This window comes from Leclercia sp. W17 (assembly GCF_003336325.1).
GTDB lineage: Bacteria > Pseudomonadota > Gammaproteobacteria > Enterobacterales > Enterobacteriaceae > Enterobacter.
Genome location: NZ_CP031101.1, coordinates 4270047 through 4285178, shown reverse-complemented (window position 1 = coordinate 4285178; position 15132 = coordinate 4270047). Strand labels below are relative to the sequence as shown.

15 protein-coding genes, 1 tRNA gene and 1 pseudogene are annotated in these 15132 nt (G+C 57.2%); 9 read left to right on the top strand and 8 right to left on the bottom strand.

The window, feature by feature from the left end:
* Positions 1-13: 13 nt before the first annotated feature.
* Positions 14-373 (top strand): hypothetical protein, encoded by a 360-nt coding sequence (locus tag DVA44_RS21280; protein WP_114388072.1) that lies wholly within the window; start codon positions 14-16, stop codon positions 371-373.
* 65 nt (positions 374-438) lie between these two features.
* Here DVA44_RS21280 and argF read toward each other — a convergent pair whose 3' ends face one another.
* Positions 439-1443 (bottom strand): ornithine carbamoyltransferase, encoded by a 1005-nt coding sequence (argF, locus tag DVA44_RS21275; protein WP_114388071.1) that lies wholly within the window; start codon positions 1441-1443, stop codon positions 439-441.
* Positions 1413-1718, bottom strand: coding sequence for a hypothetical protein (locus DVA44_RS26295; RefSeq protein WP_371413825.1), 306 nt, complete (start codon positions 1716-1718; stop codon positions 1413-1415). Before DVA44_RS26295 ends, argF begins: the two co-directional genes overlap by 31 nt.
* Here DVA44_RS26295 and rraB point away from each other — a divergent pair.
* The 4 genes from rraB (at position 1608) to DVA44_RS21255 (ending at position 3911) form a co-directional block, all read left to right on the top strand.
* Positions 1608-2030 carry a ribonuclease E inhibitor RraB gene (gene rraB / locus DVA44_RS21270; RefSeq protein ID WP_103178050.1) on the top strand — a complete coding sequence of 141 codons (423 nt, stop codon included), beginning with the start codon at positions 1608-1610 and terminating at the stop codon, positions 2028-2030. The genes DVA44_RS26295 and rraB overlap by 111 nt on opposite strands.
* A 167-nt stretch (positions 2031-2197) precedes the next feature.
* A complete protein-coding gene (gene miaE, locus DVA44_RS21265) occupies positions 2198-2956 on the top strand; it encodes a tRNA isopentenyl-2-thiomethyl-A-37 hydroxylase MiaE (protein WP_114316036.1) in 759 nt (252 codons plus the stop codon).
* Positions 2957-2990: 34 nt separating this feature from the next.
* Positions 2991-3722 carry a topoisomerase II gene (locus DVA44_RS21260; RefSeq protein ID WP_114388070.1) on the top strand — a complete coding sequence of 244 codons (732 nt, stop codon included), beginning with the start codon at positions 2991-2993 and terminating at the stop codon, positions 3720-3722.
* 104 nt (positions 3723-3826) lie between these two features.
* Positions 3827-3911, top strand: a tRNA-Leu gene (locus DVA44_RS21255).
* A gap of 283 nt (positions 3912-4194) precedes the next feature.
* Here DVA44_RS21255 and DVA44_RS21250 read toward each other — a convergent pair.
* From DVA44_RS21250 to glaH, 6 genes are all read right to left on the bottom strand, one after another.
* Positions 4195-4892 (bottom strand): IS1 family transposase gene (locus tag DVA44_RS21250; protein ID WP_225321516.1). Its coding sequence is split into 2 segments (ribosomal slippage): positions 4195-4643 and positions 4643-4892, totalling 699 coding nucleotides; the frame shifts between segments, so codons are not numbered across the junction.
* A gap of 82 nt (positions 4893-4974) precedes the next feature.
* A complete protein-coding gene (gene csiR, locus DVA44_RS21245) occupies positions 4975-5658 on the bottom strand; it encodes a DNA-binding transcriptional regulator CsiR (RefSeq protein WP_114388069.1) in 684 nt (227 codons plus the stop codon).
* A gap of 45 nt (positions 5659-5703) precedes the next feature.
* Entirely contained in the window at positions 5704-6987 is a 1284-nt protein-coding gene (gene gabT, locus DVA44_RS21240) for a 4-aminobutyrate--2-oxoglutarate transaminase (protein WP_114388068.1), read from the bottom strand.
* 17 nt (positions 6988-7004) lie between these two features.
* The gene (gene gabD, locus DVA44_RS21235) at positions 7005-8453 is read right to left on the bottom strand and encodes an NADP-dependent succinate-semialdehyde dehydrogenase (RefSeq protein ID WP_114388067.1); all 1449 of its coding nucleotides are present in this window, start codon (positions 8451-8453) and stop codon (positions 7005-7007) included.
* Positions 8454-8476: 23 nt separating this feature from the next.
* Positions 8477-9745, bottom strand: coding sequence for an L-2-hydroxyglutarate oxidase (gene lhgO, locus DVA44_RS21230; protein WP_114388465.1), 1269 nt, complete (start codon positions 9743-9745; stop codon positions 8477-8479).
* 11 nt (positions 9746-9756) lie between these two features.
* The gene (glaH, locus tag DVA44_RS21225) at positions 9757-10734 is read right to left on the bottom strand and encodes a glutarate dioxygenase GlaH (protein ID WP_114388066.1); all 978 of its coding nucleotides are present in this window, start codon (positions 10732-10734) and stop codon (positions 9757-9759) included.
* Between the two features lie 347 nt (positions 10735-11081).
* Between glaH and DVA44_RS21220 the strand changes: the two genes are divergently transcribed.
* The 4 genes and pseudogenes from DVA44_RS21220 (at position 11082) to fos (ending at position 15086) form a co-directional block, all read left to right on the top strand.
* Positions 11082-12563 (top strand): APC family permease, encoded by a 1482-nt coding sequence (locus DVA44_RS21220; protein ID WP_114388065.1) that lies wholly within the window; start codon positions 11082-11084, stop codon positions 12561-12563.
* Between the two features lie 33 nt (positions 12564-12596).
* A complete protein-coding gene (patD, locus tag DVA44_RS21215; RefSeq protein ID WP_114388064.1) occupies positions 12597-14021 on the top strand; it encodes an aminobutyraldehyde dehydrogenase in 1425 nt (474 codons plus the stop codon).
* Positions 14022-14232: 211 nt separating this feature from the next.
* Positions 14233-14658: a hypothetical protein gene (locus tag DVA44_RS21205; RefSeq protein WP_114388062.1), complete on the top strand. Its 426-nt coding sequence runs from the start codon at positions 14233-14235 to the stop codon at positions 14656-14658.
* A gap of 5 nt (positions 14659-14663) precedes the next feature.
* A pseudogene (fos, locus tag DVA44_RS21200) lies at positions 14664-15086 on the top strand (fosfomycin resistance glutathione transferase).
* Positions 15087-15132 lie beyond the last annotated feature (46 nt).

The window sequence follows — 15132 nt, the reverse complement described above, 5'->3', positions numbered from 1 at the left end:
AAAAGGTATTTTGATGACCGCTTCTAAAACATGGATCACTTTAGGTACTATTGCCAGTCCGGCCACAGGAACATTATTTTCAAAAGTTCTTACTCAGCATAATCATAAATATATTCTGTGGTATAACAGCGAGCAGCTTTTTAAACCGGGCGATGAAATAAAGGTGGTTTATAATCGTTTATTCGTGAACGACGAGCTACGCGATATCAATATCCTGCAAATCGATAAATACAGCCACACCCTGTGGCGCGTGATGCACAACATGTCCAGATGCCCCGGCCATCGCGATCCGGAGAGCAAACAGTGCGATGCCCCGGTAAAATGTATTTTTAAAAAGTGCCCTTACGGTAAGGTGCGGGTAACAGCAAATTAATATCCCGAACGGATAATATGAAAAGCAGGAGGGCCAAAACCCTCCCGTTATTTTAAACGCAACCGTTATTCACCCAGGGTCGCGACCATTACCGCTTTAATGGTGTGCATCCGGTTCTCTGCCTGATCAAATACAATACTTGCCGCCGATTCAAATACCTCGTCCGTCACTTCCATTCCGCCGTGCAGATCGAACTCTTTCGTCATCTGCTGACCCAGCGTGGTCTGGTCGTCGTGGAACGCCGGCAGACAGTGCAGGAACTTGACGTCCGGGTTACCCGTCAGCGCCATCATCTGCGCATTCACCTGATAGCCGCGCAGCAGGGCGATACGCTCGGCCCACTTCTCTTTGGCTTCGCCCATCGACACCCACACGTCGGTGTAGATAAAGTCCGCGCCCTTCACGCCCGCCGCGACATCTTCGGTGAGGGTGATTTTGCCGCCGTTCTTTTCTGCCAGCGCGCTGCACTCTGCCACCAGGCGCTCTTCCGGCCAGCAGGCTTTGGGCGCCACCAGGCGCAGATCCAGCCCGGTGAGCGCGGCTGCTTCCAGCATCGAGTTACCCATGTTGTTACGCGCATCGCCGGTATAGACCAGCACCATCTCGTTGAACGCCTTGCCCGGCAGGTGCTCCTGCATGGTGAGCAGGTCCGCCAGCAGCTGGGTGGGATGGAACTCGTTGGTCAGCCCGTTCCACACCGGCACCCCGGCAAATTCCGCCAGGGTTTCGACAACTTCCTGGCCGTGGCCGCGATACTGAATGCCGTCGTACATCCGGCCCAGCACCCGTGCGGTATCTTTAATTGATTCTTTATGCCCAATCTGGCTGCCGCTCGGCCCGAGATAGGTCACGCGTGCGCCCTGGTCAAATGCGGCAACTTCGAAAGAGCATCGGGTACGGGTTGAGTCTTTTTCGAAGATGAGCGCGATGTTTTTGCCAGTAAGTTTCTGTACTTCAGTCCCTTTTTTCTTATCGGACTTTAACTGTGCTGACAGGGCAAGCAGAGAGGTGAGCTGTGCAGGGGTAAAATCGAGCAATTTCAGGAAATGTTTTTTATACAGTTCAGACATTTTATCCTCACATGGCAAAGGCCACTTATTGAATTAAAATTCACTTTATCTGTATCAATATGCACATGCAACCCCGTTGCACAAATCTTTCTTACAAAGGTGGAGGCAAACACATCCGTGTGTGAAAATAGAAGTATCTGCCGCACTTTAAAGAGGAACGAGCCATGGCAAACCCAGAACTGCTGGAAGAACAGCGCGAAGAGACGCGACTGATTATTGAAGAACTGCTGGAAGACGGCAGCGATCCGGATGCGCTCTACACCATCGAGCACCATTTCTCTGCGGATGATTTCGAAGCGCTGGAGAAACTGGCGGTGGAAGCGTTCCGTCTGGGTTATGAAGTGACCGAGCCGGAAGAGCTGGAAGTGGAAGAGGGCGACACCGTCATCTGCTGCGATATCCTGAGCGAAGGTGCGCTGAAGGCAGAGCTGATCGACGCCCAGGTTGAACAGCTGATGAACCTGGCCGAGAAGTTTGAAGTGGAATACGACGGTTGGGGCACCTACTTCGAAGATCCGAACGGCGAAGAGGGTGACGAAGACGACGAAGATTTCATCGACGAAGATGACGACGGCGTGCGTCACTAATTGATTCAATACACGAGTCATTCGCGTTGCATCGAGGCGGCAACTGAGTAAATCCCCAGGAGCTTACATAAGTAAGTGACTGGGGTGAACGAAGGCAGCCAACGAAGAGGCAGCGTGAAGGGCGACGTGTATTTGCGGCAGCTTCGGCTGTCGCTTCAGGAAAGATAATGGACTACCCGCAGATACTTGCCCCTGTTTTAAACTTCCTCCAGTGCCCGACCCCGCAAGCATGGATTGATCAAGCCCGCGACCCGGCCAACCTGCCGCTGCTGCTCACCGACCATATGGTGTGCGAGCTCAAAGCCGCTCAGACCGCGCTGTTATTAGTGCGTAAATACGTCGCCGACGAGAGCGGGGCCGACGCGCTGCTCGAGTGGCTCAAGCCCTACGAAGCCTTTACCTTCCGCGAAGGCCCGGAACCAGACTTTGTCGCCCTGCACAAGCAGATTGGCAAAAGCGTGATGCCCAAAACCGACGATCCCTGGGGCCAGGCGCTCATCGACAGCATGGTGCTGCTGATTAAAGAGGAGCTGCACCACTTCTGGCAGGTGCGGGAGGCGATGCTGACCCGCAACATCCCCTACGTCAAAATTACCGCCAGCCGCTACGCCAAAGGGATGCTGAAAGCCGTGCGCACCCACGAGCCGCTGACGCTGATCGACAAGCTCATCTGCGGCGCCTATATCGAAGCCCGCTCCTGCGAACGCTTCGCCGCGCTGGCACCCTTCCTCGACGAGGAATTGCAGAAGTTTTACCTGTCGCTGCTGCGCTCTGAGGCGCGGCATTATCAGGACTATCTGACGCTTGCCCAACAGGTCAGCGACGAGGATATCTCTTCCCGGATACAGCTTTTTGGTGAAATTGAAGCCACACTTATCTCAACACCGGATAACGAGTTTCGCTTCCATAGCGGCGTGCCGGTGTAAATCGGCATAGCTAAAGGATTAAGGATGCGTAACGATGAGAAGAGCGTGGACACCTATAGTCGCAGTGGCAGTTATCTCCGCAGCAGTAGCCTTCTGGGTTTATTACGATAAGCAACGCCTGCAAAACACGCCCGAACACCGGCTTGATACCACCCTTAACGCCATGCCCTCCTGGCAGGTGCTCAAAGAGCAGGACCCCAGGTTTGTGACCCGTATTCGCGAGCAGATCCTCACTATGCAAAAGGCGGGCGATTCTGAGCAGGACATTATCGACGTGGTCCAGCCGCAGATCCTTAGCCTGCAGATGTCGCGCCTGCAATACGCCCCCGACGCGAATGCGGTGGCGTATATGAAGATCAACATGGAGCAGACGGCCGCCATTCAGAAGGTGAGTGACGACGCCTGTTTTCGTTTCCTGTTTCCGGGCGTGAAGGGGGGCATCAACCCGATGCGGGTGCTGGATAAAGATATGATGCAGCGCCGCATGCAGGCCGACGCCGAGATGATGCGCGCGGGCTGGAGTAACGATCGCCACACCGTGACCCCGGAAGAACACGCCGCCGCGGTGGAGGACGTGCGCCCGATTATGCAGGAACTCACTATTCAATATGGTAAGGATATCCGGTTACTGGTGATGCCGGAGAACGCGGTGGGCAAAGAGAAGCTCACCTGCGAGATGACGCAGGCGATGTGGGGCAAGGTGTTGAAGCTGCCGGAACAGAAGGCGGCGAGGGTGATTCGGATGGCGGTGACGGAACTTGATTGACGGGAGCGCTGGTTTTTTGGGCACTTAACGCGGTTTAGCGCGTCGCCGCTTGCATGGCGGCGTGCGACAGGTATAATCCACAACGTTTCCGCATCCCCTTCAGTGCCGAAGTGGCGAAATCGGTAGACGCAGTTGATTCAAAATCAACCGTAGAAATACGTGCCGGTTCGAGTCCGGCCTTCGGCACCATAAGATGCAAAAATTAAGTCGCTTAAGGGCGGCTTTTTTTGTGTCTGTTACTAGCTTCACCTAAACCTAAACCAGATTTTCCTTTTGATAAATTTCGTTTGTGCGGGATATCATTAGCTTGAAAATATCAAGATGAGATTTATCTGCTAATTAATAATAAATCACTGCAAATAACAGAAAGCCGTTCAGCATATAAACTGGTAGTGAATTAATTGTTACGAGATAAATATACATTTAATTATTATAGTTTCACATGTTAATGAAATACGGTAATGACTCCAACTTACTGATAGTGTTTTATGTTCAGATAATGCCCGATGACCTTGTCATGCAGCTCCACCGATTTTGAGAACGACAGTGACTTCCGTCCCAGCCTTGCCAGATGTTGTCTCAGATTCAGGTTATGTCGCTCAATGCGCTGAGTGTAACGCTTGCTGATAACGTGCAGCTTTCCCTTCAGGCGTGATTCGTACAGCGGCCAGCCATCCGTCATCCATACCACGACCTCAAAAGCCGACAGCAGGCTCAGAAGACGCTCCAGTGTGGCCAGAGTGCGTTCACCGAAGACGTGCGCCACAACCGTCCTCCGTATCCTGTCATACGCGTAAAACAGCCAGCGCTGACGTGATTTAGCACCGACGTAGCCCCACTGTTCGTCCATTTCAGCGCAGACAATCACATCACTGCCCGGTTGTATGCGCGAGGTTACCGACTGCGGCCTGAGTTTTTTAAGTGACGTAAAACCGTGTTGAGGCCAATGCCCATAATGCGTGCACTGGCGCGACATCCGACGCCATTCATGGCCATATCAATGATTTTCTGGTGCGTACCGGGCTGAGAGGCGGTGTAAGTGAACTGTAGTTGCCATGTTTTACGGCAATGAGAGCAGAGATAGCGCTGATGTCCGGCAGTGCTTTTGCCGTTACGCACCACGCCTTCAGTAGCGGAGCAGGAAGGACATCTGATGGAAATGGAAGCCACGCAAGCACCTTAAAATCACCATCATACACTAAATCAGTAAGTTGGCAGCATTACCGTGCCTGTTTTAAGGTGCATTTAATTTTCAGGTCGCCAGACCCACCCCCATCGCCCCCCGAATAATCGGAATCGGCGTCAACAAATGCTGATACATCAGTTCCCCCGCCTTATCGGCATCGCGCGCCAGCACCGCGTCCATCAGTTTCTGATGCTCCACATGCTTCTCTTCTAACATCGCCACCGACAACACCGTCTTCCTCAACCACACATACCGATACCGCGCCGCTAAATCGAACAATCTTTCCCGCATCTGCATCAAATACCGCGACCCACACCCCGCCACAATCGCAGTATGAAACGCCTGATGCCGCTGGTCCCACTCGTCCAGCATCGTCTCGCTGGCGTCGCGGGATTCCAGCTTGTTCAGCAGGTGTGCCCGGGCGAGCAGCTCCGCTTCCCACTCTTCGCCGCCGCGCGCAATGGCGAGGCGCACCAGCATCGCCTCCATATTGGCGCGGGCATCAAAGATATCGAGCAGCTCCTGTTCGGACATGGGTGCCACCCGGTAGCCTTTCTGGTTGATGACCGTCACCAGCCCCTCGGCAACCAGCTGCGACAGCGCTTCGCGCAACGGGCCGACGCCCAGCTCATACCGGGACGTCAGCAGGCTCATGCGCAGCTTCTCATCTGGCTGATAAACGCCGCGGATAATGTCGTTCTTCAGCCAGCGGTAGCCGTCGATGGCCGTCGCCTGGGAAATGATGGTCATGGTCCTGCTCCTTGAATACGGCCCGGCCTGCACCGGGCATAAAGATTAACCCTGCTTCGCCTCGTCAAAACACTCGGCGATAATCGCCAGCCCCTGCTGAAGCTGCGCCTCTTCCACGGTCAGCGGCACCAGGATGCGCAGCACGTTATGGTACGGGCCGCAGGAGAGCAGGATCAACCCCTTGTCCCGCGCCCGGGTCACAATCTGCGCCGTCAGGGCAGCGTCCGGTTTATGGTGGTCGCCCTCTTCAAACAGCTCGATAGCGATCATCGCCCCCAGGCCGCGAACGTCGCCGATCTCCCGGTGTTTTTCAGCGATAGCCAGCAGCCCTTCGCGCAGGGTGTCGCCCAGTTTGTTGGCTTTGCCCAGCAGATCTTCCTGTTCAAAGACCTTGATCACCGCCAGCGCTGCGGCGCAGGCAATCGGGCTCCCGGCGTAGGTGCCGCCCAGTCCGCCCGGGGCGATGGCATCCATCACGTCGGCGCGACCGGTGACGCCCGCCAGCGGGAAGCCACCGGCAATGGATTTGGCGAAGGTGGTGATATCCGCCGCCACGCCCATCTGCTCCATGGCGAAGAAGGTGCCGGTACGGCCCGCGCCGCTCTGCACTTCATCGGCAATCAGCATGATGCCGTGCTCGTCGCACAACGTGCGCAGGCGCTGCATAAAGGCCGGGGAGGTGGCGTAGAAACCGCCTTCACCCTGGACGGGCTCGATCACGATGGCGGCGATATCTTCCGGCGCGGCATCGTTCTTGAAGATGCGATGGATGCTGGCGATGGCATCGTCATCGCTGATGCCGTGCAGGGCGCAGGGATAGAGGGCGCGGTAGACGTGGCCTGGCATCAGCCCCATGCCCGCCGAGTAAGGGTTCACTTTCCCGGTCAGCGACAGAGTGTAGTGGGTACGGCCATGATAGGCCCCGGTAAAGGCGATGGTGCCGTTGCGCTTCGTGGCGGCGCGGGCGATTTTCACCGCGTTCTCCACCGCTTCGGAGCCGGTGGTCACCAGCAGGGTTTTTTTCGGGAAATCCCCCGGCACTTTCTGGTTCAGGGTTTCGCAAAGCTCCAGATAGGGTTCATAGGCCAGCACCTGGAAGCAGGTGTGCGACAGCTTTTTCAGCTGCGCTTCTACGGCGCTGACCACCTCCGGGTGCAGATGCCCGGTGTTCAGCACCGCAATCCCCCCGGCGAAATCAAGATACTCACGGCCTTCGACGTCCCACACCCGGCAGTTCTCGGCGCGGGCGGCAAAGATAGGGTGGATCTGGCCCACGCCACGCGGAATGGCATTGCTACGACGCTGCATTAACGCTTTATTGCTGCTCATTGAAATCTCCTGAAAGATTAAAGGCCGATGCACATATATTTGATTTCTAGGTAATCTTCGATGCCGTATTTAGAACCTTCCCGACCCAGGCCAGAGGCTTTGATGCCGCCGAACGGGGCCACTTCGTTAGAGATAATGCCGGTGTTGATCCCGACGATGCCGTACTCCAGCGCCTCGCCAACGCGGAACACGCGGCTCAAATCGCGGGCGTAGAAGTAGGCGGCGAGGCCGAACTCGGTGTCGTTAGCCATATGGATAACGTCCGCTTCATTCTTAAAGCGGAACAGCGGGGCCAGCGGGCCGAAGGTCTCCTCTTTCGCCACTTTCGCATCACCGGGTACATCTACCAGAATAGTCGGCTGGAAGAAGTTGCCGCCTAATTTATGCAGCGATCCGCCGGTAACCACGCGAGCGCCTTTCTCCACCGCGTCGGCGATGTGTTCTTCGACTTTCTCCACCGCCTTGCCGTCAATCAGGGGCCCGATGGTGACGCCCTGGGTCAGGCCATCGCCGATCTGCATTTTTTCCACCGCCTGCTGGAGTTTTTCAGCAAAGCGATCGTAAACGCCCTCCTGCACGTACAGGCGGTTGGCGCAGACGCAGGTCTGCCCGGCGTTGCGGAACTTGGAGGCCAGCGCCCCTTCCACGGCCTTATCGAGGTCGGCATCGTCAAAGACAATAAAGGGGGCGTTGCCGCCCAGCTCCAGCGAGACCTTTTTGATATCCTTCGCGCACTGGGCCATCAGCTGGCGGCCGATATCGGTCGAGCCGGTAAAGGAGAGCTTGCGCACCAGCGGGTTGCCGGTCAGCTCGTTGCCGATATCGGATGCGGAACCGGTGACCACGTTAAACACGCCTGCCGGGATCCCGGCGCGGTGCGCCAGTTCGGCCAGCGCCAGGGCGGAGTAGGGGGTCTGGCTGGCGGGTTTGAGCACCATGGTGCAGCCTGCCGCCAAGGCCGGGCCCGCCTTACGGGTGATCATCGCCGCCGGGAAGTTCCACGGGGTAATGGCAGCGGTGACGCCAATCGGCTGCTTAATCACAATCAACCGCTTGTCCGCCTGATGGCCCGGAATGGTGTCGCCGTAGACGCGTTTCCCCTCTTCGGCGAACCACTCTATAAAGGAGGCGGCATAGCTAATCTCGCCTTTCGCTTCGGCCAGCGGTTTGCCCTGTTCGAGCGTCATCAGCTGGGCCAGATCGTCCTGGTTCGCCATCATCAAATCGAACCAGCGGCGCAGAATGTTGGCGCGCGCTTTGGCGGTGAGCGCGCGCCAGGCGGGCAGGGCGCGGTTCGCCGCCTCAATCGCCTCGCGGGTCTCACCGGCACCCATTTTCGGGACGCTGCCCAGGGTCTGGCCGTTCGCCGGGTTGGTCACGGCGAGGGTCTCGCCGCTGTGGGCGTCGCACCACTCTCCTTCTATATAAGCCTGCTGACGGAATAAGCTGGGATCGTTGAGTTGCATGATAGCTTCCTGTCTCAGAATGATTAACGGGTATACGCGGCGTGTAGTGGCTCCACGCTGCTGGCTGCCCGCAGCGCGCGGCCGGGGTTGTGCTGGCTGGCGAGCAGGGTCTGGACCTTGCTGACAATATGCGCGCCAATAGGGATCGCCGAGGTCGCCGCCGGTGAGGGCGCATTACAGGTATGGATGGTGCGCGGCGTGGTGACAAATAAAAAGTCGTCGATCAGCTTCCCTTCTGGCGAAACTGCCTGCGCCCTTACACCCGCAGGCCAGGGATGCAGATCTTTCAGGGTCAGGCTCGGGCAATATTTTTGCACCTGGCGCAGGTAGCCGCTTCTGCACAGGGAGTTTTTCATCTCGCTTAAACCCGAGAGAAGGTTGTTTTGCAGCACCCGGCGGATGCCCGTTGAACTCAGAATTTCCAGCATATCGGTGAAGGAGAGATCGCTCTTGCGATAGCCCTCGCGCTTAAAGGCGAGCACCGCGTTGGGCCCCACCGTGACACTGCCGTCGATCATCCGGGTAAGGTGTACGCCCAGGAACGGCATGGCCGGATCGGGGATCGGGTAGATAAGGTGGTTCACGATCTGATTGTGCTCCGGCGCCAGGCGGAAATACTCCCCGCGGAACGGACAGATAATAAAGCCGGGGTCGATGCCGAGCATTTTCACCAGCCGGTCGGCCATCAGCCCGGCGCAGGCAATCAGGGTAAGGGCTTCAAACTCGCGCCCGTCGCGGGTATGAATGACAACGCCGCTGGCGTGCTCCTTCAGGGCGCTGACCTCAGCGTTGAAAATCACCTCCCCGCCTTGTTGCTGGAAGCGTTTTGCCATCGCCGCTGCCACCTCGCGATAGCTGACGATCCCGCTGGAGGGGACAAAAATCCCGCCCAGCCCGGTGATGTTGGGCTCGCGCTCGCGCAGTTCGGCAGCGCTCAGCCACTCGCGCTCGATCCCGTTGGCGGCGGTGCGATCCCACAGGGCCTGCATCCGTGCCATCTCCAGCGGGGAGGTGGCGACCAGCATCTTGCCGCAGGTGTCATAGCGAATAGCGTTCTCATCGCAGAAGGCTTTGGTGGCCCGGTTCCCCGCCAGGCAGAACTGCGCCTTCAGGCTGCCGGGAGTGTAATAGACCCCGGCGTGGATCACCCCGCTGTTGCGCCCGGTCTGGTGGCAGGCCGGGCCCGCCTCCTTCTCCAGCAGGGCGATGCGGGCATCCGGGTAGAGCGCAATCAGCTGCATGGCGGTGGACATGCCGATAATGCCGCCGCCGGTAATCACGAAGTCATACATCCGCGCCATCCCTACTGATGAGTCTGATAGTGGGTGGTGGCATAGCTGATATACCCGCGCTGACGCATCAGCTCCCGACGCAGATCCGGATGCGGAGTAAAACGATCCCGGCCATGCAGCCAGAACATATTGTTAATCAGCAGGAATTTACCCACCGGTACGGGAATCGAGACGATGTTTTTGCTGCTCTCCAGCGAGTCAGAAAGTTCGCTCAGCCAGACGCCCTCTTCAAAATCTTTCGGCTGTACGAACTGGTCGATATAGCGCATCACCGGGCGGCCCTGCTGGTCGACGTCAAACACCGGGTGGAACACATCCTGGGTGACGTTTTTGCTCGGCGGTGCCGTCCAGCGCAGCGGGCGACGGGCCAGCGGATGGCTGAAGAATTTATCCAGCGCTTCCCAGTCGTCGAGATGCAGCAGCAGGGAGTTGCCGCCCTGCATGTTCTGCTCGTCGATTTTCATCATCAGCACGTAGTCGGTCACTTCGTCGACGAAGGTGCCGTCGTTGTGCAGCTCCAGCACGCGGTGGGGCTGGCGCAGGTAGCTGTCTGAGTTATCGACGTTTTTCACCGTAAAGCGGGCGTAGTACTGGCCGCTCATGGCGTCGTAATTGGAGCGGCCGATCAGGTGCGCCACGGCGGTGGCAATCTTCACCATCTCGTCCGCCTGGGCGACGTTATCCACCCCGACGGCGTTAATCAGCAGGGCGCCTTCGCTGCGGCTGAGGATAGTGTTCAGCAGCAGGGGCTGAAGCTGGTTGCCGCACAGGTCATCGAGGATCTTCGCCACCCGAAAGCGCAGGAAGGATTTGTATTCCAGCGCCTGGATGGGCCACTGCTCCACCTCCCGCAGGAACTGCTGCGTGACCTCCGCGGAGAACGTCAGCTCCAGCAGGCGCGGAGACTGCGCGGAGGGCGCAATGCTAAAACCGGTGATGGTCCGGGCTAACGCCTCGTCGGGCTGTTGTACGGCGGTCAGTGCATTCATCAGAATCAATCCTCTCAGAAAGTATTCAGGGAACGGGGTGTTTCGTAGCCATAAATTAAAAATATCTACGTTTTTGCAAAATGGATTTATTAAGCGGGGATTGTTTGAATTATGTGATACAGGCAGGAAAAACAGGCGAAGTGGTCGGGAAAATACGCTCTCAGGTCGCTATCTGATCTTACTGACGTGATGCGCCTCACGGAAAATGCGGGTTAACCATAACAAAAGCGTGACATATCCATACAAATCTTAACAAATCGCACGGGCGACGCTGTACGGCCTTCAGGCGCTCTTCTATACCTTGATTCGTGTTACCTGCGGCCTTATCACTACACAGAGAAAAACGTATGGAACAGACTTCTGGCAAGAAAAGTGAAGCAATTCATAGCGATAATACACAGCAATTTCACCGCTCCATCGGCCTTATCTCTAACTTTTCGCTCGGATTCACCTACCTCTCGCCGCTGACGGCGGTCTACTCCCTGTTTGCCCTGGCGGTGACGCTGGCGGGGCCACCGGCCATCTGGTGGATCCCGATTGTGGCCTGCGGGCAGCTGCTGGTGGCGCTGGTGTTTGGCGAAGTGGCGTCGCAGTATCCGATCACCGGCGGGTTGTACCCGTGGGCGCGCCGTCTGTGGGGGCGAAAATATGCGTGGATCGCCGCCTGGATCTACCTCTGGGCGCTGGTGGTGACCATCACCTCGGTGGCGGAATATACCGCCACCTTCGTCGGGTCACTGTTCGGTTTTGAAACCTCGGCAGGCAACATGCTGATCACCTCGGTGGTGCTGCTCCTGATGATGATGGCCATCAACATGTCGGGCACCAAAAACCTCGCCCGGGTGGCCCGAATTGGCTTCTGGTGCGAGATCGTCAGCGTGATTGCGCTCGGGATCTACCTGCTGATTTTCCATCGCGCGCAGCCCTTCTCGGTGGTCTTCGACTCGATGGGGGTGCTGGCGAAAGATGGCAGCTACCAGCCGGCGTTTATGGCGGCGGCGCTGATCGGCCTGTTTATGTTCTTCGGCTTTGAAGCCTGCGGCAACGTGGCGGAAGAGGTGAAAAATCCGAGCAAGAAGATCCCGGTGGCGATGATCCTCAGCATAGTGTTTGGCGCCATCTCGGCGCTGATCTCGATCCTCGGCTACCTGCTCGCCTCCCCGAATCTGATGAATATCGTTAACGGCCAGATTGCCGATCCGATCCCAGCGATCCTCAACGAAGCCATGGGGGAAACCGGCGCCACGGTGTTTATCATCATCGCGGTGATCGCCATGCTGTCGTGCATCCTGTCGCTACAGGCCGCATTGAGCCGCCTGATCTTCTCCTTCTCCCGCGACCAGATGCTACCGGGTAGCGCCTGGATGTCGAAGCTGTCGAAAAACAGCGTCCCGGACAACGCGATGATCGTCAGCTGCCTGCTGCCGGTGCTGATCTGCGTGTGGGTTTACTTCCAGCCGGATAACCTGGCGCGCATCACCGCCTTTGCGGTTATCGGTATCTACATCTCGTTCCAGATGGTGGTGCTGGCGGCGCTGCGCCAGCGTCTGAAAGGCTGGAAACCGGCCGGGGAGTGGAGCGTCGGCGGCTGGGGGATGCTGGTCAATATCCTGGCCCTGGCCTACGGGCTGTGCGGTATCTGGCTGCTGGCCCAGCCTGCCGAGAGCAGTGATTTTATCGACCGCTGGACGGTGCTGGTGGGGCTGTCGGTGGTGGTGATTTCGGGGCTGGTGTACATGGCGCTGGCCCGACCGTTTGGCCGCTCAAACGCGCCGGAAAACGACGCGATCGAGCATGCAAAACGCCTTAACGCGGGACAACCTCTGTAATTCACTCAGACCATAAAAACAATGGAGTCGGCTATGCAACACAACTTACTGATTAATGGCGAACTGGTTGCGGGTTCAGGTGAGATGCAACCCGTGTACAACCCGGCCACCGGCGAGGTCCTGCTGGAGATAGCCGAAGCCAGCGCGGAGCAGGTAGATGCCGCGGTACAGGCGGCCGATCGCGCCTTCCGAACCTGGGGCCAGACCACGCCGAAAGCGCGTGCGGAGTGTTTGCTGAAGCTGGCGGATGTGATTGAGCAGAACGCCGACACCTTTGCCCGCCTGGAATCGCAGAACTGCGGCAAGCCGCTGCACTGTGTGCTGAATGATGAAATCCCGGCCATTGTCGACGTGTTCCGCTTCTTTGCGGGTGCCACCCGCTGCCTGAGCGGCCTGGCCGCCGGGGAGTATATGGAGGGGCACACCTCGATGATTCGCCGCGATCCGGTGGGCGTTGTCGCCTCCATCGCCCCCTGGAACTACCCCCTGATGATGGCGGCCTGGAAGCTGGGCCCGGCGCTGGCAGCGGGCAACTGCGTGGTGCTTAAACCGTCGGAGATCACTCCGCTGACTGCGCTGAAGCTGGCCGAGCTGGCAAAAGATATCTTCCCGGCAGGGGTGATTAACGTCCTGTTTGGCCGGGGGAAAACCGTGGGCGACCCGCTGACTGGCCACGACAAGGTGCGCATGGTCTCCCTGACCGGCTCCATCGCCACCGGGGAGCACATTATTTCCCATACCGCGCCGTCGATTAAGCGCACCCATATGGAGCTCGGCGGCAAAGCGCCGGTGATCGTCTTTAACGACGCCGATATCGATGCGGTGGTGGAGGGGGTACGCACCTTCGGGTTCTACAACGCCGGACAGGACTGCACCGCCGCCTGCCGTATCTATGCGCAAAAAGAGGTCTATAACACACTGGTGGAAAAACTGGGCGTCGCCGTCGCCAGCCTGAAAATGGGCGCCCCGGACGATGAAACCACCGAGCTGGGCCCGGTCAGCTCCGCCGCCCATCTGACCCGCGTCAGCGAGGCGGTAGAGCGCGCCAAAGCCCTGCCGCACATCCACGTGGTCACCGGTGGAAATGTGGCGGGTGGCAGCGGGTATTACTACCAGCCAACCTTGCTGGCCGGGGCGAAGCAGGAGGATGAGATCGTCCAGCGCGAGGTCTTCGGCCCGGTGGTGAGTGTGAGCATGTTTGACGACGAAGAGCAGGTGCTCGAGTGGGCCAATGACTCCCGGTACGGGCTGGCCTCATCGGTCTGGACCCTGGATGTGGGTCGCGCGCACCGCATGAGCGCCCGCCTGCAATATGGCTGCACTTGGGTGAACACCCACTTTACGCTGGTCAGCGAGATGCCGCACGGCGGGCAGAAGCTCTCCGGCTACGGCAAGGATATGTCGATGTACGGGCTGGAAGACTACACCGTGGTGCGGCATGTGATGGTGAAGCACTAACGGCATTGCCCGGCGGCGCTTCGCTTGCACGGGCCTGGGGTTTTATTTCGTAGGCCGGGTAAGCGCAGCGCCACCCGGCGTAAATGCTGGCAGTGTGTCGGGCGAAAATCCTAATAATATCAAGCGAGATAGACAACAATAAAACAGAGTAAGTACCATCAGGGCATTCATTTATAAAGCTATAAAGTGTGTTTATAAAAAGATACCAGGGATGGTGAATATTTTTATTAGATCTTTTATTGCTATATCCATCACCACATTAATTCTTTGTGGATTATTTATCTATCTCATCGCATCCAGCATAAACGGGATAACAGTCTATAAAGAAACCGATCGTTATAACTATTATTCTCTCACCTACAAACAAATTCAAAACGCGCCGAGAATTTCTCAAAGTTACTACTTTGAATCTCAACCCGGTGACGGATATCCTCCTTCGAATGCCATCATTTTCAAAGATACGACTAATGCCGAACCGCTTCGTGTCTACTTCGCCGATTTAGGCTATATCAAAGAAAAGCGAACACAGCGTGGAATGGAAATGTGGTGCCAGCCCAAAAAAGCGTGCAAGGATCGCTTCTATTTATACGTCGATAAACATGCTAAAGAAGTGAGGTTAACCTCTATCCAGGAGTGAACCTCATGCTCAACGCCCTTAACCATCTGACCCTCGCGGTCAGCAACCTACCGGGCAGCATTGTATTCTAGCGCGATCTCCTTGGCCTGCGCCTGCACGCCGAATGGCACGCCGGGGCTTATCTCACCTGCGGCGATCTCTGGCTCTGTCTCTCGTATGATGACTCGCGTAAATTCATTCCGCCGCAAGAGAGCGACTACACCCACTACGCGTTCTCTATCGCACCAGAACATTTCGACACCTTCACGCAAAAGCTTAAAGACGCAGGCGTTACCGTCTGGAAAGAGAACAAAAGCGAAGGGGAGTCGTTCTATTTTCTCGACCCGGACGGGCACAAGCTGGAACTGCACGTGGGGGATCTGGCCGCGCGGCTGGCGGTGTGTCGGCAGAAGCCTTATGCGGGAATGAACTTCATTTCTGCTGACTAGCTCAAGCACGGCAATAGCAATAAGCATTTTTGTCTCGGTTGAGCTG